The 19136-nt window shown below is 52.7% G+C and carries 21 protein-coding genes and 2 tRNA genes; 12 read left to right on the top strand and 11 right to left on the bottom strand.

The window, feature by feature from the left end:
* Window positions 1–11: 11 nt before the first annotated feature.
* Together QBD29_RS11515 and QBD29_RS11520 are read left to right on the top strand one after the other, a co-directional pair.
* A complete protein-coding gene (locus QBD29_RS11515; protein WP_280098238.1) occupies window positions 12–782 on the top strand; it encodes a MerR family transcriptional regulator in 771 nt (256 codons plus the stop codon).
* 76 nt (window positions 783–858) lie between these two features.
* Window positions 859–935 (top strand) — tRNA-Pro (locus QBD29_RS11520).
* A gap of 95 nt (window positions 936–1030) precedes the next feature.
* On the opposite strand, the gene QBD29_RS11525 is transcribed toward QBD29_RS11520, so the two are convergent.
* Window positions 1031–2155: an aminotransferase gene (locus QBD29_RS11525; protein ID WP_280098239.1), complete on the bottom strand. Its 1125-nt coding sequence runs from the start codon at window positions 2153–2155 to the stop codon at window positions 1031–1033.
* Between the two features lie 115 nt (window positions 2156–2270).
* Between QBD29_RS11525 and QBD29_RS11530 the strand changes: the two genes are divergently transcribed.
* Window positions 2271–3350, top strand: a complete 1080-nt coding sequence (locus tag QBD29_RS11530) for a 2'-deoxycytidine 5'-triphosphate deaminase (protein WP_280098240.1) — start codon at window positions 2271–2273, stop codon at window positions 3348–3350.
* A 17-nt stretch (window positions 3351–3367) separates the two neighbouring features.
* On the opposite strand, the gene QBD29_RS11535 is transcribed toward QBD29_RS11530, so the two are convergent.
* The 7 genes from QBD29_RS11535 to QBD29_RS11565 form a co-directional block, all read right to left on the bottom strand.
* Window positions 3368–3631: a hypothetical protein gene (locus QBD29_RS11535; RefSeq protein WP_280098241.1), complete on the bottom strand. Its 264-nt coding sequence runs from the start codon at window positions 3629–3631 to the stop codon at window positions 3368–3370.
* 80 nt (window positions 3632–3711) lie between these two features.
* Entirely contained in the window at window positions 3712–4383 is a 672-nt protein-coding gene (gene scpB / locus QBD29_RS11540; protein WP_280098242.1) for an SMC-Scp complex subunit ScpB, read from the bottom strand.
* A 1-nt stretch (window position 4384) separates the two neighbouring features.
* The gene (locus QBD29_RS11545) at window positions 4385–5185 is read right to left on the bottom strand and encodes a ScpA family protein (protein ID WP_280098243.1); all 801 of its coding nucleotides are present in this window, start codon (window positions 5183–5185) and stop codon (window positions 4385–4387) included.
* Entirely contained in the window at window positions 5178–6239 is a 1062-nt protein-coding gene (gene nagZ, locus QBD29_RS11550; protein ID WP_280098244.1) for a beta-N-acetylhexosaminidase, read from the bottom strand. The genes QBD29_RS11545 and nagZ overlap by 8 nt, the downstream gene beginning before the upstream one ends.
* Window positions 6185–7117 (bottom strand): SPOR domain-containing protein, encoded by a 933-nt coding sequence (locus QBD29_RS11555; protein WP_280098245.1) that lies wholly within the window; start codon window positions 7115–7117, stop codon window positions 6185–6187. The genes nagZ and QBD29_RS11555 overlap by 55 nt, the downstream gene beginning before the upstream one ends.
* A gap of 83 nt (window positions 7118–7200) precedes the next feature.
* Window positions 7201–8943, bottom strand: coding sequence for an arginine--tRNA ligase (argS, locus tag QBD29_RS11560; RefSeq protein ID WP_280098246.1), 1743 nt, complete (start codon window positions 8941–8943; stop codon window positions 7201–7203).
* Window positions 8944–8996: 53 nt separating this feature from the next.
* Complete coding sequence (locus tag QBD29_RS11565; RefSeq protein WP_280098247.1) at window positions 8997–10121, bottom strand: deoxyguanosinetriphosphate triphosphohydrolase; 1125 nt, start codon at window positions 10119–10121, stop codon at window positions 8997–8999.
* Window positions 10122–10217: 96 nt separating this feature from the next.
* Here QBD29_RS11565 and erpA point away from each other — a divergent pair, with 96 nt between their 5' ends.
* Complete coding sequence (gene erpA / locus QBD29_RS11570; protein ID WP_280098248.1) at window positions 10218–10553, top strand: iron-sulfur cluster insertion protein ErpA; 336 nt, start codon at window positions 10218–10220, stop codon at window positions 10551–10553.
* 132 nt (window positions 10554–10685) lie between these two features.
* Complete coding sequence (gene xth, locus QBD29_RS11575) at window positions 10686–11468, top strand: exodeoxyribonuclease III (RefSeq protein WP_280098249.1); 783 nt, start codon at window positions 10686–10688, stop codon at window positions 11466–11468.
* A 105-nt stretch (window positions 11469–11573) separates the two neighbouring features.
* Here the strand turns inward: xth and QBD29_RS11580 are convergent.
* Window positions 11574–11650: transfer RNA gene (locus QBD29_RS11580), tRNA-Ile, on the bottom strand.
* Between the two features lie 41 nt (window positions 11651–11691).
* Window positions 11692–12591 (bottom strand): DMT family transporter, encoded by a 900-nt coding sequence (locus QBD29_RS11585; protein WP_280098250.1) that lies wholly within the window; start codon window positions 12589–12591, stop codon window positions 11692–11694.
* A gap of 70 nt (window positions 12592–12661) precedes the next feature.
* On the opposite strand from QBD29_RS11585, the gene purM reads away from it, so the two are divergent.
* Genes purM through QBD29_RS11605 form a run of 4 tightly spaced genes read left to right on the top strand, consistent with a single transcriptional unit; the run spans window position 12662 to window position 15470 of the window.
* Window positions 12662–13705, top strand: coding sequence for a phosphoribosylformylglycinamidine cyclo-ligase (purM, locus tag QBD29_RS11590; protein ID WP_280098251.1), 1044 nt, complete (start codon window positions 12662–12664; stop codon window positions 13703–13705).
* Window positions 13705–14274, top strand: coding sequence for a phosphoribosylglycinamide formyltransferase (gene purN, locus QBD29_RS11595; RefSeq protein ID WP_280098252.1), 570 nt, complete (start codon window positions 13705–13707; stop codon window positions 14272–14274). The genes purM and purN overlap by 1 nt, the downstream gene beginning before the upstream one ends.
* A complete protein-coding gene (locus tag QBD29_RS11600; RefSeq protein WP_280098253.1) occupies window positions 14271–14606 on the top strand; it encodes a TfoX/Sxy family DNA transformation protein in 336 nt (111 codons plus the stop codon). The genes purN and QBD29_RS11600 overlap by 4 nt, the downstream gene beginning before the upstream one ends.
* A 3-nt stretch (window positions 14607–14609) precedes the next feature.
* Entirely contained in the window at window positions 14610–15470 is an 861-nt protein-coding gene (locus QBD29_RS11605; protein WP_280098254.1) for an amidohydrolase family protein, read from the top strand.
* Window positions 15471–15517: 47 nt separating this feature from the next.
* On the opposite strand, the gene ndk is transcribed toward QBD29_RS11605, so the two are convergent.
* A complete protein-coding gene (gene ndk / locus QBD29_RS11610; RefSeq protein WP_280098255.1) occupies window positions 15518–15940 on the bottom strand; it encodes a nucleoside-diphosphate kinase in 423 nt (140 codons plus the stop codon).
* Window positions 15941–16053: 113 nt separating this feature from the next.
* On the opposite strand from ndk, the gene QBD29_RS11615 reads away from it, so the two are divergent.
* The 3 genes from QBD29_RS11615 to QBD29_RS11625 are packed head-to-tail and all read left to right on the top strand — an operon-like array spanning window position 16054 to window position 19117.
* The gene (locus QBD29_RS11615; RefSeq protein ID WP_280098256.1) at window positions 16054–17928 is read left to right on the top strand and encodes an ABC-F family ATP-binding cassette domain-containing protein; all 1875 of its coding nucleotides are present in this window, start codon (window positions 16054–16056) and stop codon (window positions 17926–17928) included.
* A complete protein-coding gene (locus QBD29_RS11620; RefSeq protein ID WP_280098257.1) occupies window positions 17925–18542 on the top strand; it encodes a MarC family protein in 618 nt (205 codons plus the stop codon). Before QBD29_RS11615 ends, QBD29_RS11620 begins: the two co-directional genes overlap by 4 nt.
* Entirely contained in the window at window positions 18539–19117 is a 579-nt protein-coding gene (locus QBD29_RS11625) for a TIGR02281 family clan AA aspartic protease (protein WP_280098258.1), read from the top strand. The genes QBD29_RS11620 and QBD29_RS11625 overlap by 4 nt, the downstream gene beginning before the upstream one ends.
* Window positions 19118–19136 lie beyond the last annotated feature (19 nt).

Here is a 19136-nt window from a genome sequence, read left to right on the forward strand (position 1 = left end):
CAGCCCCAAACATGAGTAAATCACCCGAAGCTTTCCGCACCATTTCAGAAGTGTCTGAATGGTTGGATACGCCAACCTATGTGCTGCGATTCTGGGAAAGCCGGTTTCCGCAAATCAAACCCGTGAAACGCGCGGGGGGCCGCAGGTATTATCGCCCTGATGACATGCTGTTGTTGGGCGGGATCAAGAAACTGCTGCATTTTGATGAGCGTTCGATCAAATACGTTAGGGGTTTGTTGAAAGAACATGGTGTAAAGCATGTTCAAGGATTGTCCCCTGACCTCAACACGCAGGTGGTGTCTCCGCCGTCCAAAGCAGATGCTGATGACACCGCTGACATTGATAAGATGGTGAAATCCAAACCCGCCGCCAAGAAAGCACCAAAAGTGGATGTGCGGGTTGTGAAAAAAGGTAAAGTCGCGCAAGACGACCAAAAAGCGGATGACGCCAAGGCGAAAGCATCCGCATCTGAGGAGGCCGCAGTGGCAGACGCAAAAGAAACCGACAGCCAAGATGCGATGGAAAAAGCCAAAGCAACGGAAGCTGCGCGGGTAAAAGCCGCCAAACAGGCAGCTGCGCAAAAGAAAGCTGCGGATGAAGAAGCGGAAGAATGGGATGATCTGATCCCAGATGGCGTGAAAAAGGCCCCCTACCGCATTCAGGCGGCCGCGGCGTACGATACAGATACAATGGCCGAAATCGAGACATTGTATTACAGCTTGCGCATGGCTCGGAACTCCATGCGGCGTGCCAAAAAACAGCAAGAAAAACGCGCCAGCTGACACGGCGTTTCAGGCTTGAAGTGTTCGCGCTTAGCCCTTACATCACAACGGGCAATGCAGCGCGTTGCAACAGTGTCGGGCTATAGCGCAGCTTGGTAGCGCGTTCGTCTGGGGGACGAGAGGTCGCAGGTTCGAATCCTGCTAGCCCGACCATTTACCTCACTTTTGAATTTTTTTGATCCGCGTACAAAGCAGCGGTTGGTTGGATATTTGGGTCAAGAAAAAGGCTCAAGTTGGTTATTGAATTCTTACGTTCTACGTTTTGCGAAGTATTCTGACACCTTTGCCAGCCCCTGTTTGATCACGTCTGGGTTGTTGGCGTACCCAATACGAAGCGTGCCTTCCATATCAAGGGCGCTGCCAGGCGTGAACATCACGCCTGTGGTTTGCAGGATGTCGATGCACAGGTCTTTGCTCGGGATATCAAGATCGTAATGCAGCAATGCTGTTGTGCCTGCCCTTGGTTTGACCCAGCTGATGAGCGGTTCTTGTTCCACCCAAACGGCCAATGTTTCAAGATTTTCACGGGTGATACGTTGGCTGCGGGCAATCAATGTGTCTTTGTGTTCAAGCGCGAGTGCCGCAAAATGGTCGTCAAGCATGCCAACAGAAATCGTGTTGTAGTCGCGGTGGATCATCACCTGTTCGATCAAATCACGCGAACCGGCAATCCAGCCAAGGCGCAGGCCTGCAAGGCTGAAAGCTTTGGACATAGATGCTGTTGAAATTCCCTTTTCATAAAGGTCCGCAACAGCGGGCGAAAACCCATCCCCTGATTGATTGGTTCCGCGATAAACTTCGTCGCACAACAGCCAAGCATCGGCTTTACGTGCAATGTCCACAATCTTCAGCAGGTAATCACGCTCCATCAACGCCCCTGTTGGGTTGTTTGGATTGTTGATCGCGATGAGTTTGGTGTCTGGAGTTGCCATTTTCGCCAAAGCGTCGAGATCGGGCAAAAAGCCCTGCTCCGCGCGCAGTTTCAATTGATGCACATCCGCCCCGATAGAGGCAGGGATCGAATAATGCTGTTGATAGGTGGGCACGACCGCGATCACCTTATCACCCGTTTCAACCAGCGTTTGATGGACCAAAGCATTCGCGCCGATGGTGCCGTGGGTGGTGACGATGTTTTCTGGAGCCTGTCGATTGTAAAGCGTGGTGATCGCAGCCTTTAGGCGATCCGATCCTTCAATGCCGCCATAGGTCATTTTCATTGGTAGAAGCTCGGACAGGCTGTCGTCATTTCGTCCTGTCAGCGCTAAAAGCTCGGCAATGGTGAGTGATTCTACGCAGGTTTCCGCAAGGTTCAGTTCACACTTGGTTTCCCAATCGTTCATCCACATTTCGACAGCAAACGGCGTGATTTTCATGGGGGGCTCCTGTTTTGGGCAGAAAACATGGCCCTGCGTCGAATGGCAAGGGATTTTCCTATCGCAGCGGCGCGGTTTCTGCGGCATAAATCCAAAAGTTTTTGAGGGGATCGACATGTCTGGACACGGTGTTCTGTCAAGCCAAGCCATCGCACGTATGTTGGAGTGTGGGGAAATCACTTGCGATCTGCCCCCTGTTGACGGGCAAATTCAGCCAGCATCACTCGATCTGCGGCTTGGGACCAAAGCGTGGCGGGTGCGCGCATCGTTTCTGGCGGGGGCGCAGGGCACGGTTGCAGAGCGGCTCGAAGAATTCAAAATGCACGAGGTTGATCTGACCGACGGAGCGGTTTTGGAAAAAGGCTGTGTCTATGTTGTGCCTTTGATGGAAAATCTGGCCCTACCTGACAACGTAAACGCCGTGGCAAATGCAAAGTCATCGACAGGTCGTCTCGATCTGTTCACGCGGTGTATCGTGGATCGTGGCATTGAATTTGATCGCATCGAAAAGGGATACACGGGCCCGCTTTATGCCGAAATTTCGCCGCGTAGTTTTTCCGTTTTGGTGCGTCCGGGCATGCGATTGAACCAGATCCGGTTTCGCAAAGGCAAATCTGTGCTGTCTGATGACGCACTGAGCGCGATGCACGAGAGCATTGGGCTGGTGGACGGTGTGGCGCAAATCGACGGCGGCCTTGGGTTTTCGGTTGACCTGAATGGCGACAACAATGGACTGGTGGGCTATCGCGCAAAACCCCACACCGGATTGATTGATCTGGACCTGATTGGTCATTACGACCCTACTGAATTTTGGGAACCTGTAATCAGCAAAACAGGTGGGATTATCCTTGATCCTGGCGCGTTTTACATTTTGGTCAGCCGCGAAGCCGTGCATATCCCGCCCGATTGTGCCGCTGAAATGGCCCCTTATTTGGCGATGGTAGGCGAGTTTCGGGTTCATTACGCAGGGTTCTTTGATCCTGGTTTTGGCCATTCCGCCGCTGGGGGCACAGGATCGCGTGGTGTTTTAGAGGTGCGCTGTCACGAGGCGCCTTTTGCGCTGGAACATGGTCAAAGCGTTGGGCGTTTGGTGTATGAAAAAATGGCCGAAGTGCCAGATGTTTTGTATGGGGCGGATTTGAAGTCGAATTACCAAGGACAGGGTTTGAAACTGTCCAAGCATTTCAAATCCTAAGCGGCCACCACGCGGATTTACATCCGTTCAATGGTGTTTTGGCGTTTGCGTTTTTCGTGGTTCGCCGCTCGCCGCGCTGCTTTCTTCTGGCGCTTGAATTCTTCAAATTCGGCCTGTTCTTCAGGGGACATCATCTGTTGTGGCGCGGCACGGTTCGCCTGACCACGGTGTTGGTTGCCACCACGCCCGCGCATGGCGTGCATGCCTTTGTTGATACCCGCATTGATGCCTTTGCGCATAAGGATGCGGATGATCATATTGATTATCGAATTAGCGTTCATGTGACTGCTCCTGCGCGTGTTCGCTTTGCCCTTATATAGGTGGTTTGACGCAAAACACCAAACTCGAGCGAAGGAATTGGTTACTCAAACATATCTTCTTGATCGTCTTCGCTGTCATCTTCGGGTGTTTCCAGCACAGCACCTGGAGGCGGGCGATTGTCCAACAGGCCCGCATCACGCAGTTCTTTGACGCCTGGCAGATCGCGCGCATTTTCCAGGCCAAAGTGATCTAGGAAGTTTTGCGTCACGATAAAGGTCACGGGACGCCCGGGGGTCATGCGGCGGCGGCCAAGTTTGATCCAGTCCAGTTCCATCAGCATATCAATGGTGCCAGAGGACACAGACACACCGCGAATTTCTTCGATTTCAGCACGGGTGACGGGCTGATGATAAGCAATAATGGCGAGTGTTTCTATCCCTGCGCGGGACAGTTTGCGCACCTCAACCTGTTCTTTTTGCATCAAAAAACCGAGGTCTGGCGCCGTGCGAAACGCCCAGCCATCGCCCACTTTGACAAGGTTCACGCCCCTGCCCTCGTATCGTTTGCGCACATGCACCAATGCCTCGGCCACATCTGATCCGTGGGGCATTCGATTTTCGATCTGAACCTTTGATTGTGGCTCTGCCGTTGCGAATAGAATTGCCTCTACCATACGCTCCTGTTCCGCCATCGGGGGGGCTTCGAACAGGCTTTCTGTGATGGTGGCGGGTTGTTCAATTTTGGTCGTTTCGGTGGTTTGCTCGTCAGACATATCACACCTCTCGTTTGCGCAACTGAATTGGCGCGAATGTTTCAGTTTGGCGAATTTCCATGACCCCTGCTTTCACCAACTCAAGCGAAGCCGCGAATGTTGCAGCGGTGGCGGAACGGCGTTTTTTGGGATCATCCGACCATCCATCAGGCAGAAACTGCGAAAGATCGGCCCAATCCATCGCGTGCCCCATCAGCGTTTTCATACGATCCAGCGCCTGTTCCATGGTCAAAACGCGATCCCGTTCGTTGAAATGTAAGGGTGCAAAACTGTCTTTGGTTTTCAGTCGCGCATAGGCCTGCATCAAATCCAAAACCGATGCTTTGTATTGGATTTTCTTTTTCACAGACACGTCTTCTGGGATACCGCGGGCAAAGAAATCGCGGCCTAATTGATCCCGCGCCATCAGGCGCGCCGCAGAGCGGCGCATGGCTTCTAACCGCTCCAACTGGAACGCCAGATGCGCAGCAAGTTCTTCGCCAGAGGGACCTTCTTCTTCGGGGTCGGCAGGCAACAGCAGGCGCGACTTCAGGAACGCCAGCCATGCAGCCATGACAAGATAATCCGCCGCCAGTTCAATGCGTAGCTTTTTGGCTTGTTCCACAAAATCCAAATATTGCATCGCAAGCTCAAGAACCGAAATCTTGCGCAAATCCACTTTTTGCGTGCGGGCAAGGGTCAACAGCAGATCAAGCGGGCCTTCATAACCTTCCACATCCACAAGCAGCGCTTCGGATGCGAGGCGTGCCTCGGTTGTTTCAAAATCGTCGGTCTGTGAAACAGACTCGGTGTCTTCAGACATTGGCAGCGTCTTTCAAAAGAGATTTTAGAGTGGCTTCGGCCTGTTCACGATCAAAGGGTTTTGGTGTGATGCGGTGCGACAGTGCGGCAGATGCACGGGTCGCAGCGTGGCCAGTTAATTCAGGGGTGTTGGCGATAATCGGGTCCATTTCGGCCCGTTCGCCATTGCAGTGCAAGATGATGTCACACCCTGCCTTAAGGGCTTTTTGAGTGCGCTGTTCAAAAGTGCCATCCAGCGCCTTCATCGACAAATCATCTGTCATTAACAGGCCATCAAACCCAATATCATTTCGAATGGCGCTGATCGCCTTTGAAGACAGGGTCGCGCAAGCGTCGGGATCAATCGCCGAATAGGTAATGTGAGCGGTCATCGCCATTGGCAGATTATTGAGCCGTTTAAAGGGAACAAAATCAGTGGCTTGAAGCTCTGCCAACGGTGTGTCGAGGCGGGGCAGATCGTGATGACTGTCCAAGTTGGCACGACCATGGCCCGGAATATGTTTGATAATCGACAGAACCCCGCCGTCAGCTTGACCTTCAGCCAAAGCGCGGCCATTGGCAGCCACCGTTTCAGGGTCATACCCGTAACAGCGGTTGAGAATGATGTCATGACTGTCTTGCGTGGCCACATCGAGCATGGGTGTGCAATTCACATCTACACCCACAGAATGCAGATCATCGGCGATCATACGCCCCCGCAAATACATGGCTTTTTGCGCGTTAGCCCCATGGTTTTGTGCAAAATCCAGCGCTGGTTCCCATTCGCGCCAGTGCGGTGCGCGAAAGCGGGCGACGCGCCCGCCTTCTTGATCGATCAGAATTGGCGCGTCACGCCCGACGGCTTCGCGCAGGTCGGATGTCAGCGCGCGCACCTGATCAGGTGTTTCGATATTGCGGGCAAAAATGATAAATCCCCACGGATTTGCATCGCGGAAATAGGCGGACTCATCAGAGGTTAAGTGCGGGCCAAGGCAGCCAAATATACACGCCCGCGCGCCCATCAGCGAGCCGTCACAGGAATGCAGGGCGTGCCAACCGCCAAAAGGGCGGAACACAACGCACGGGATTCATCAAGCGAGTTAAAACCAGCGGCACGCAGGCGGTAAAACTTACGCCCACCCGATTGGGCGGCAACCACCAAGCGTTTCTTATCTTCCAACAGATGGGAATGCTTTGCCAATAACTTGGCCCATTCAGAATTGGCCAAATCCGCGCTGTCATAAGCGCCAAGCTGGATCAAACGCGTGCCGATTGGTACACTGTCCACTGCAGCCACGTTGTTTTGTACAGCTGAATTTGAGGCCGTAGGTTGCACCAATGTGATTTCAGTCGACAGACCAGCGGGGCGCACTTGCGGGCGCAAAGAGGCAGAAGGGGAAAACTCTGTCCCGCGAATGTTTTCGCGTGGGATGGTGGCCGGGTCGATATTCGCCAACGCTTCCTGCGCCAGACGCTCAGCCACTTGATCCGCGATTTCAATCGCATCGAGGTCTTCTTCGGATTGGGCCACCTCTGGCTCGGGATCCGCCACGGATTGCTCCACAGGCTGTGTAGCGACTTGTGTCACTTGTGTAGCAGTGTTGATCGGTTGATCTTCATCGGTCAGCTGCGCAGGTTCTGGTGCCAAAACAACGGTGTTCGACGGATTGGCAACGCCACCCTCAGACTGAACAGAATTTACCGCCAAGCCCTGATGAGAGGCCTGCGTTCCGCCTGGATCTTCGGGCGCAACACGCGATGGACCTTCCATCGCGCGGACAATTGGCACATCGTGCGGATCACGCGTTCCTAGATTAACGGTCCAAAAAACAAAGCCTGCGATAACCGCGAGCGAGAGCGCCGCAACGCCCCAATTGATCGCTGTTTTCACCACACCAAAGCCGCCGCCAGATGCAGCTGGATTTTCCACGGATTCCGTTTGTGCTTTCGCCATCGGGTTTGCCTCTTTATGCGCACACATTATATTGTGTGTCTTTCTGCTCCAACCCCGAAATGTACGGCTTTTGCGCCTTTTTGTTACATTTCTTCCATCGGGGTTACGCCCAAAATAGCAAGTCCTGTTGATAAAACAACCGAAACAGCCCGAATTTGCGCGATTTTGGCCAAAGACAAATCAGTGTTGTCTTCTTGCCAGAACCGCAACTGGGGCTCCGCTTTGCCCAGATTGTGCAGCGAATGATACTCCGCCGCCAATTCATAGAGGTAAAACGAAATACGGTGCGGCTCATTGTGTTTGGCTGCCAGTTCCAAAAGACGTGGCCATTCTGCCAGCTTTTTCGCCAAGGCCAGCTCCGCTGAATGGGCGTTTTGGGACAAATCCGCTGTGGTTAATGTGGCATCGGTGACATCCACACCCGCAGCAATGGCCTTGCGCATAACGGAATGAATCCGCGCGTTGGCATATTGCACGTAAAACACAGGGTTTTCCTTGGATTGCTCTAACACTTTGTCAAAATCAAAATCCAAAGGCGCGTCCTGCTTGCGTGTCAGCATATGGAACCGCGTCACATCTGGGCCAACCTGATCCACTACGTCGCGCAGGGTGATAAACGTCCCTGCCCGTTTGGACATTTTGAACGGCTGGCCGTCTTTGAACAGCTTCACCAATTGCGTCAGCTTGATATCGACGGACACTTTACCATCCGAAAGCGCGGAAACCGCCGCCTTCATCCGCTTCACATAACCGCCGTGATCCGCGCCAAAAATATCAATCAGCTCGTCAAAACCACGAGAGATTTTGTCGTAGTGATACGCGATATCAGGCGCGAAATAGGTCCATGCGCCGTCTGATTTTTTCACTGGCCGATCTACATCATCCCCGTGTTCAGTGGATTTAAACAGGGTTTGTTCACGCGGCTCCCAATCTTCGGGCTTTTTACCTTTTGGGGGCTCAAGAACACCTTCGTAAATCAGGCCTTTGCCATCAAGACTTTGGATCGCAGCCTCAATCTGGCCTGTGCCGTAAAGGGATTTTTCAGAGTAGAACACATCCATTTCAATGTTCAACGCAGCTAAATCGGCGCGGATCAAATCCATCATGGCCTCTGTGGCAAACTCGCGAATATCAGCGAGCCAGAATTGTTCACCCTTGTCGACAAAGGCATCACCAACTTTGTCTTTCAACGCTTGGCCAACAGGGATCAGGTAATCGCCAGGATAGGTTCCATCTTCAAAAGCAACCTCTTGGCCATGCGCTTCGAGGTAGCGTAGGTAAACAGACCGCGCCAGCACATCGACCTGTGCACCGCCGTCGTTGATATAATATTCCCGCGTCACATTATAGCCAGCAAAATCCAATAGGCTGGCAAGCGCATCCCCAAACACAGCACCCCGTGTGTGGCCCACATGCAAAGGGCCTGTTGGGTTGGCAGACACATATTCAACGTTCACCTTTTTGCCCTGCCCCATGTCAGATCGGCCAAAATCTGCACCCGCTTTGATTGCAACGGGAACAACCGCAGTCCAACATGACGGATCGAGCGTGAGATTTAGAAAGCCCGGCCCTGCCACATCTGCCGTTTGAACACGGGCATCAGCCATGAGCTTACTTGCCAAGGCTTCGGCAATAGCGCGCGGGTTCGATTTTGCAGGTTTAGCCAAGACCATCGCCGCATTCGTTGCCATATCCCCATGCAACGCATCGCGTGGTGGCTCTACAGCCACATTGGTGAAATCGAGGTCTTTCGGCAGCGTGCCTTCGGATTGAAGCGTTTCAAGACTGTCGAGCACAAGCGTGCGAATGTCGGCAAAGAGGTTCATAGTACTTTCCTAGTGATTACAGGCGGTTTAGCACTTTGAACCGAAGGGTCAACTCACCCCGCTTCTCCATGATACAATTTGAGCGCAAATCTGTCTGTCATCCCTGACACATAATCCGCCACCAACCGTGCGCGGGCGAAATCGTCTTTGCTGGCGTCCCAACCTTCGGGCAGTTGATCAGGGTTATCCATGAAACGGTGAAACAGGTTCCGCAGAATATCCGTCATTTCTTCGCGCACTGTGATAACCGAAGGGGCGCGATACATGTTGGCATAAAGAAAGGCGCGGATGGCGTTAAGCCCAGACAAAAGATCATCGGAAAAGGCGATGACCGGGTGGCCTAGGGCGCGGATATCGGCAGCACTGTTTGCCCCTGATTTATCGAGCCAAGCGCGGGATTCCGTCAGCACATCTTCGACCATGATGCCAAAGACGCGGCGCAACGCTTCGTGACGACGGCGATCTTGGTCGAGGTTTAGATATTTTTTGTCCACTTCGGCAAAGGCGTCCCCGACGAGGGGCAGATGCAAAATATCGTCGATGGTGAAAAGACCCGCCCGCAGGCCATCATCAAGATCATGGTTGTTGTAGGCAATATCATCAGACAGCGCGGCAACTTGGGCTTCTGCACTGGCATGGGTGTGCAGTTCGAGATCATGTTTCGCATTGTATTCAGCTAACGCAAAAGGAATGTCGCCTGTGACTGGACCATTGTGTTTTGCAATACCTTCAAGGCAGTCCCACGTCAGGTTAAGGCCATCAAATTCGGCGTAGTGACGCTCTAAATCAGTAACGATTTTAATGGCTTGAGCATTGTGGTCAAACCCACCGAAAGGCGCCATACATTCATCAAGCGCATCTTCGCCAGCATGTCCAAAAGGGGTATGCCCCAGATCATGGGCCAAGGCGACGGCTTCGGTCAATTCGACGTTAAGGTTGAGAACCCCTGCAATCGTCCGCGCCACCTGCCCCACTTCGATGCTGTGGGTTAGCCTCGTGCGAAAATGGTCTGCTTCATGCTCCACAAAAACCTGTGTTTTGTGTTTTAAGCGGCGAAAGGCAGTGGAGTGGATTATACGATCACGGTCCCGTTGAAAAGCGGAGCGATGAGCGGAATGCCTTTCATCCACCAGACGCCCGCGAGAGTGCGCAGGATCGCTTGCATAGCGTGCTAACATGGTTGTGTAGCCTCAGATGTGTCTTGTGCCTTGATGCTGCGTTTATCGCCGCCTATATTTGAAGAAACCTTACACCATAGAAATGAGTGTTAAAAGATGGACTTATCCCTGCCCCCAACCGTGACCGACCGCGCATTTGCGCAACTGGCCGAGATCAACGGCTCAACCAACAGCGCCCAGTGTTTGCGCGTGGCCGTTGAAGGCGGCGGGTGTTCTGGGTTTCAGTACGAGATCAAGTTGGAAGACGACGTGGCTGATGATGATCTCGTGTTGGAAAAAGACGGCCAGAAGGTGCTGGTAGACAGCGTGTCCCTGCCGTTTCTGGCCAATGCGGTGATTGATTATACCCAAGAATTGATCGGGGCGCGGTTCGTGATCGAGAACCCAAATGCCACGAGTTCCTGTGGGTGTGGAACCAGCTTTAGCATGTGATTTGCGATAATGCGTTTGGTGCTGCGGGACTTCTTTGGATATTTAGGCCAAGAAAAAGGCTCAGGGCGGTTATTAACCCGTTAAGGATTTTCTTATGTTGCGCGGGTAAGCGCGGCGTCCTAGGTAGGTTGCATGAAAATTGCATCGTTTAATATCAACGGGATCAAAGCCCGTTTGCCCGCCCTTCTCGCCTGGCTCGAAGAGAGCAAGCCTGATGTGGCCGTTCTTCAAGAGATAAAGTCGGTAGATGAGAATTTCCCGCGCGAGCCGATTGAAGATCTAGGCTATATCGTTGAAACACATGGGCAAAAATCATTCAATGGTGTAGCGATCTTGTCCAAATTACCGCTCGAAGACGTATCGCGTGGTTTGCCAGGGGATGATGAAGACGAACAGGCGCGCTGGATCGAAGCCACGGTGATTGGCGACAAGCAGGCCGTGCGGGTGTGCGGGTTGTATCTGCCAAACGGCAACCCAGCTCCTGGACCAAAGTATGATTACAAACTGGCATGGATGGAACGGCTGCACGCCCGTGCGCAAGAGTTGATGGCATCTGAGGAACCCGCGTTGATGGCAGGGGATTACAACGTGATCCCACAGGCCGAAGATTGCTGGGACGTAAAACCTTGGCTCGATGACGCGTTGTTTTTACCAGAAAGCCGCCGTGCGTTTGAGCGGGTGAAAAACCTTGGCTTCACCGAAGCGTTTCGGGCGCGCAATCAGGCGCCTATGAATTATACGTTTTGGGATTATCAGGCAGGCGCTTGGAACAAGAACAACGGCATTCGGATTGATCACTTTTTGCTGACGCCGCAATGTGCGGACCTGCTCGTTGATTGCCAGATTGATCGGGACACGCGAGGGCGCGAAAAACCGAGCGATCATGTGCCGATTTGGGTGGAATTGGAAGCTTAACCCAATCTGAGAGGCGCTCTCGGTGAGTCTGCTTTGCAAATTCACCTGCCGCTTGGGGATTGTAGTTGCTGGGGTTCTACGAATTTTCTGGTGAAAAAACGTGGTTGGTAGGCCCGGTAGGACTTGAACCTACGACCAAAGCGTTATGAGCGCTCTGCTCTAACCAACTGAGCTACAGGCCCCCAGATCGGTATCCTTGCGATACATTTGGGGCGCTTTGGCGTCAAGCGGTTTGGCGGCTGAGCCTTTGCTCCCGAAAGATAATATAAAGCCCTGCCCCAATCGTGATCGCAATACCAAGCGCCGCAAGGCCATTGGGCAAATCGCGGAACATGATGAAACCGATAATCGTGGCAATGGGGATTTCCAGATATTGCATCGGGGCGAGCGTGGCTGAGGGCGCAAAGCGCAAAGACCACGTCATGAACAGATGTGCGACCGTGCCAAATGTCCCGATTGCAATCAGCCAGAGCCATTCAGCTTGTGTTGGGGCGACAATTTGCAAAGCCTCAATTTCGGTTCCACTGGTGGCGAGCAACATCAGGCCTAGGATGACGGTGGCGATAATCCCTGATTGCGCTTGCAGGTTCATGGCATCCACTTCTTTGGCGACAGAACGCGTTACAAGCATGAAAAGTGCGAAAACCACAGCAACCACAAGCGGAAGCAGCGCTGGGGCACCCACTTCGGCAAAGCTCGGTTGAACCACAAGCAGAGTGCCAATAAAGCCGATTACACAGGCGCCAAGGCGGTGTTTGCCCACTTCTTCATCCAAAAAATATTTGCCCAAAAGCAACATGATGAATGGCATGACAAAAGCGATGGCAACTGCATCTGCCAGCGGTAAAAACCGTAAAGAGGTAAACATCGCGCCGATCCCGATCATATGCAAAAGCGTGCGCAGCACCATCAGCCAAAACAGGCGGCGCGGCATTTTAACAGGGATTCCGCTGATCCAAATGATCGGCCACAAAAGCACCATTTGGGCAATGAACCGCACAAACAACAATTGAATCAAAGGGATGGTGTCACCAAGCAGTTTGGCAATGGCATCCCCCATTGGGGCGAGAATACAAAAGGCTACCATAAAGGCGATGCCGAGGAGTGGGCGATCTTGGGTCATTTTGTGACTCTAGGGTGGTCAATCAGGAGCGCAATGGGATAATGGAAGGCAACAGATTCTGGAGGCGGATATGAGCGATCAAAAAACAGGCCTGACCTATGCAGATGCAGGGGTTGATATTGATGCAGGCAATGCGTTGGTGGATCGGATCAAACCCGCCGCTGCCAGCACAAAGCGGCCTGGCGTTATGGACGGACTTGGTGGTTTTGGCGCGATGTTCGATCTGAAAGCAGCAGGGTTTAAAGACCCCGTCTTGGTGTCCGCCACCGATGGTGTGGGTACAAAACTGCGCATCGCAATTGATACTGGCCATGTGAACACAGTTGGCATTGATTTGGTGGCCATGTGTGTGAATGACCTGATTTGTCAGGGTGCCGTTCCTTTGTTTTTCCTCGACTATTTCGCAACGGGCAAGCTCGACGTGGACAGTGCTGCACAGGTGATTGAAGGCATTGCAGAGGGCTGTCGACAGGCGAATTCTGCACTGGTGGGTGGCGAAACTGCGGAAATGCCAGGCATGTACGAAGCGGATGATTTTGATCTGGCGGGCTTTGCCGTTGGGGCAATGGAACGCGGTGGCATGTTACCAGCGGGTGTATCCGAAGGTGATGTGCTGATCGGGATGCCGTCGTCTGGCGTGCATTCAAACGGCTATTCCTTGGTGCGCAAGATTGTTGAACAGTCCGGACTCGGTTGGGATGCCCCCTGCCCGTTTGGCGATGGCACACTGGGTGAAGCCTTGTTGGAACCGACGAAGATCTATGTGCGCCCCGCAGTTGCTGCGTTGGAAACGGGTGATCTGCATGGGTTGGCCCATATTACGGGTGGCGGTTTGACAGAGAACCTGCCACGCGCGCTGCCAAATGGATTGGGTGCAGAAATTGATTTGGATGCTTGGACCCGCTTGCCTGTTTTTGATTGGTTGATCAAAGGCGCAGGACTGGATCAAGCAGAAGCGCTCAAGACATTTAACTGCGGCCTTGGCATGATCGCTATTGCCTCTGCACATGGGGCTGATGATGTGATAGCCGCACTGAAATCCGAAGGCGTTGACGCCATGCGGATTGGCACCGTGACCAAGGGCGACGGGGTCGCGTATTCAGGCACACTGTAATGACCCGCATCGCCATTTTCATTTCGGGTGGCGGTTCGAATATGGTGTCTTTGGTAGACGCCATGCAATCGGGTGAGATTGACGCCGAGCCTGTTCTGGTTTTGGCAAATACGGCGGATGCAGGTGGGCTGGTAAAGGCCCAAGCACGCGGAGTGGCCACCGAAGTCGTTGATCACCGTAAATATTCGGATCGTGCAAGCTTTGAAGCTGAAATCACCCGAATTTTGAGCGAATATGTTCCAGATGTGATTTGCTTGGCGGGTTTTATGCGCGTCCTTACAGGTGAATTTACCGCTAAATGGGAAGGTCGGATGTTAAACATTCATCCATCACTGCTGCCCAATTACAAAGGGTTGAATACTCATCAAAGAGCGTTGGATGCAGGTGACGCAGAGGCGGGTGTCAGCGTGCATCTGGTGACGGCTGAATTGGATGATGGTCCGATTTTGGGACAAAGACGCGTTCCCGTATTGCCCGAAGATACCGCCGAATCTTTGGCTGCACGAGTGCTGATTGAAGAACACAAATTGTACCCAGATGTGCTGCGTGATTTCGTCAAAACCCTATGACGGATAAGCCGAGCAGCATAAAAAACCTCGGCCCTGCATCGGATGAATTCTACGCCCGCGCAGGCATTACAACCGCAGATCAATTGCGCGACTTGGGTCCTGACGAAGCCTATTTTCGCGCCTTAAAGGCAGGTGGCAAAGCGCATTTTATCGGGTTCTATGTGCTGGTGATGGCCTTGCAAGGGCGGCCTTGGAATGACTGCAAAGGCAAGGAAAAGGACGCGCTAAAAGTGCGGTTTGAAGCGATAAAGGCGCGGCTTTCGCCAGCAGATAAGGGATTGTCTGTCTTGGAAAAAGAGTTGAACATGCTTGGAGTTGTTAAAAAGGATTAAGATATGCGTCTATTAGGACTAATAACCGCCCTTTTCGCAATACCAGCCTTTGCGGAGGAACCTATTGGAGACGCCGCGCTGACCATGCCAATCTTTGATGCGCATATTCATTACAAAGAACCAGCGTGGAACGTTTATCCGCCCAAAACTGTGATTAAAATGATGGATCGCAATGGGGTGGCCATGGGGTTGGTTTCCTCCACCCCTGATGCAGGCACGATAAAACTGTGGAAGTACGCAAAGGGACGGATAGTGCCTGAACTGCGCCCCTACCGTAAAGGTGCTGGGTCCAGCGATTGGACCAAAGATGAAGGCATGGAAGCCTATCTTGAGCGGCGTTTGTCCCGCTATCCCCATGAAGGCATTGGGGAATTTCATATCCGCAGCATTGACCCCGATGATGAAGACTTGTTGCGTGCAGTTACGCAAATGGCAAAGGTGCGCGATATTCCGATCCATGTGCATTCAAGCGCCGAACCCGTGGAATTATTGTATCGACTGGAACCTTCGCTGACCATTATCTGGGCCCATGTCGGGATGACGGACGGCCCCGACACTGCGATGAAGATGTTTGACAAATATCCAACACTCTATGCGGATACATCATATCGTGAGAATGACATTTTAGTAGGCGGCAAGTTGGACACGGATTGGGCGAAGGTGATCCGCAAGCATCATGAACGACTAATGATTGGATCGGACACTTGGGTCAATTCACAGTGGGATATTTACGATGCAATTATTGATGTGAACCGTAAGTGGTTGTCTTTGCTGCCAAAAGAGCAAGCAGAAAATATCGCGTTTAAGAACGCAGAACGATTGTTTGGGCGTAAGATTGATCTGAGCCTGATCGGGACAAAATAAAAAAGGGGCCTAATAGGCCCCTTTTTCTTAAGTCGTTTATTTTGGTCTTAGCCAACCAACTCTAGGCCAGAGAAGAAATATGCAATTTCTTCAGCAGCTGTTTCTGGTGCGTCAGAGCCGTGGATGGAGTTTTCGCCCAAGGACAGTGCGTATGTTTTACGAATTGTGCCTTCATCAGCTTCTGCTGGGTTTGTTGCGCCCATGATTTCGCGGTTGCGCAGGATGGCGTTTTCGCCTTCGAGCACCTGAACAACGATTGGCTCAGAAACCATGAATTCGCACAGTTCGTCGTAGAACGGGCGCTCTTTGTGTACAGCGTAGAATGTTTGCGCCTGAGCCAGAGTCAGTTGGATGCGTTTTTGTGCAACGATGCGCAGGCCGCCTTCTTCCAACATTGCGCAGATCGCGCCTGTCAGGTTGCGTTTTGTCGCGTCCGGTTTAACGATAGAAAATGTGCGTTCGAGAGCCATGATAAGGTCCTTTGGTTGATGGTTTGGCGCGCAGATAACACGGAAAAACGGGCTTGGAAAGTCACCATTCGCCACAGGTTGACAGTGGTGGGCCCGTGGGGCATTGCGTGCCCATGCTTAAGCTCAAAGATATCTCTTATTCCATTGCCGGTCGCCAGTTGTTCGACGAGGCGTCTGCCACCATTCCAACGGGCCACAAAGTGGGGTTTGTTGGGCGCAATGGGACGGGAAAAACAACGCTGTTTCATATGATTAACGGTGTTCTGGCCAAGGATGGCGGCAGCGTTGAGGTGCCGCGCGGAGCCAAGATCGGCGGTGTGGCACAAGAAGCGCCTGCATCAGATGATAGCTTGTTGGAAACAGTTCTGGCAGCGGATACGGAACGCGCCGCGCTGTTGGCGGAGTCAGAGACCGCAACGGATGCGGCGCGGATTGCGGATATTCATGCGCGTCTTGGCGATATTGATGCCTATTCTGCGGAGGCGCGAGCCGCAGCTATTTTGCATGGCCTCGGCTTTGACAAAGAAGCGCAAGCGCGGACCTGTGCGGAATATTCCGGTGGGTGGCGGATGCGTGTTGCATTGGCGGCTGTGTTGTTTTCCGAGCCAGATGTTTTGCTGCTCGATGAGCCGACAAACTATCTGGACCTCGAAGGGACATTGTGGCTGGAGGGGTATTTGGCGAAATACCCGCATACGGTTTTGGTGATTTCCCACGATCGGCAGTTGTTGAACCGTTCGGTAAACGCGATCCTGCATTTGCAGAACAAAAAACTGACCCTCTATCAGGGCAACTACGACACGTTTGACGAAGTGCGTCGTGCAAAACTGGCGGAACAGGCTGCGGCAGCGAAGAAGCAATCGGCAGAGCGCGCGCACATGCAAGCTTTTGTAGATCGCTTCCGCGCCAAAGCGTCAAAGGCGAAACAAGCGCAATCGCGGTTGAAAATGCTGGAACGCATGGAGCCCATTGCAGCGGCCACCGAAAACAATGTGGCGAATTTCAACTTTCCAAACCCTGAACAGTTGTCCCCGCCGATTGTGAAACTGGATGGGGTGGATGTGGGCTATGGTGGGCCAGCGATCCTGCGCAACCTGAACCTGCGCATTGATCAGGATGATCGGATTGCATTGCTTGGGGCAAATGGCCAAGGCAAATCCACATTATCCAAACTGTTTGCCAGCCGCTTGCAGCCACAAGAGGGCAATATCGTTGCATCGAGCAAGCTTCGCATCGGGTATTTTGCACAGCATCAAGTGGATGAATTGCATCTGGACGAGACTCCTTTGCAGCATTTGGCGCGTGAACGGCCAAAACTGGCCCCATCCCAATTGCGATCCCGTTTGGCGCAGGGTGGCATCGGCCCCGAACAGGCGGATACGCTTGTAGGGAGCCTATCAGGTGGGCAAAAGGCACGGCTGTCGATGTTGCTTGCCACGCTAGAAGCGCCCCATTTGGTGATTTTGGACGAGCCAACCAACCACCTTGATATCGAAAGCCGCGAGGCGCTGGTGCGTGCATTGATGGATTATGATGGTGCGGTGATTTTGGTCAGCCACGACCCCCATCTGGTGGGTATGGTCGCGGATCGGTTGTGGTTGGTGAAAGACGGCGAGGTTAAGCCGTTTAACGAAGACCTTGACGCCTATCAAAAACTGTTGCTGACCGAACGCGGTGGTGGCGGTGTGGCCGCACAAGCCGAGAAGAAAAAGCCCAAAGAAAAACGCAAACCCGCAGCGGTGCAACGCAAAGCAGTGGCCCCTTTGCAAGCGGAAGTCGCCAAATGTGAAGCCCGCGTTGGCAAACTGGAAGAGTTGAAAGAAAAGATCGAGGAACGCTTGATTGATCCTGATTTGTACGAACCCGTCAACCGCGATAAGCTGCGAGTCTTGCAAGGCAAAGCCCGTGAAATCAACGACGGCCTAAAACGTGCAGAGGAGCTGTGGATGAAAGCAGCTGAGGAGTTGGAGGAAGCAAAAGCGCAATGACTTGGGATTTATTTCTGACAGCCTTTGTTACGTTGTTTCTGGTTATCGACCCGATTGGCCTCGTTCCGTTCTTTATTGCGCTGACCAATGATCGCGAACCATCGGAACGGCGCACAATTGCACTGCGGTCTTGCGGCTTGTCTTTAATCTTGCTTGCCGTATTTACCTTTGCAGGGGACAAGATCCTGTCGACAATCGGCATTGGAATGCCCGCATTTCGGATCGCAGGCGGAATGCTTTTGTTCCTGATCGCGGTGGACATGCTGTTTGAAAAACGCACCGAGCGGCGCGAAAATCAGGCGGATTCCGTGGAACGTCCTGATCCCACAGTCTTCCCGCTTACAACCCCTCTCATTGTTGGGCCTGGCGCGATTGCAGCGGTGATCCTGCTTGCAGGAGATGGGAACGACTCCTTTACTGCACTGATGGTAACTCTCGGGGCATTGTTCGGCGTTTTGGTCTTGGTCCTTAGCCTGTTTTTCATATCTGGCGGCATCGCAAAACTACTCGGCAAAGTTGGGATCACGGTGTTAACGCGCTTAATGGGCATGTTGTTGGCCGCCTTGGCCATTCAGTTTGTTGTTGATGGGATACTTGGGTCAGGGTTGGTATGAGCGGCGACGAAAAAGCCTATTTGTTTTACATGCTGATCCTGCTGTTTTTTATCGGCGGCGGATTCCTTTATGGCAATCGAGAAAAGCTGAGCACAACTTTAATGCAGGCCGCGATTTGGGTGCTGATTTTCATGGGTGTGTTAATCGGTTACGGCTTCAAAGACACGTTGCAGCAGCAATTCGCGCCGTCCCGTGCCGTGCAAAACGGCGACGCCTTTGAAATTGTGCGTGGTGCGGATCGTCATTTCCACCTGACACTGAAAGTGAATGGTCAGAACATTCGTTTTATTGTCGATACAGGCGCATCCGATATCGTTTTAACCCGAGAGGACGCTGCACGAGTTGGTATCGACGTGGATAATCTGGCTTACCTTGGACGAGCCAGCACCGCAAATGGCGTTGTGGCCACGGCCTCAACCGTTCTGGATCAAATCCAGCTTGGCGATGTGGTGGATCGGAATGTGCGAGCATCGGTCAACGGGGGCGAAATGTTTGGCTCTTTGTTGGGGATGGCCTATCTCAATCGGTTTTCCGAAATTTCCATTCGCGGCGATCGTTTGATCTTAAAGCGTTGAATCTAGTTAATTTAAGAAG

The organism is Amylibacter sp. IMCC11727, assembly GCF_029854195.1.
In the GTDB taxonomy this organism is placed as follows: domain Bacteria; phylum Pseudomonadota; class Alphaproteobacteria; order Rhodobacterales; family Rhodobacteraceae; genus Amylibacter.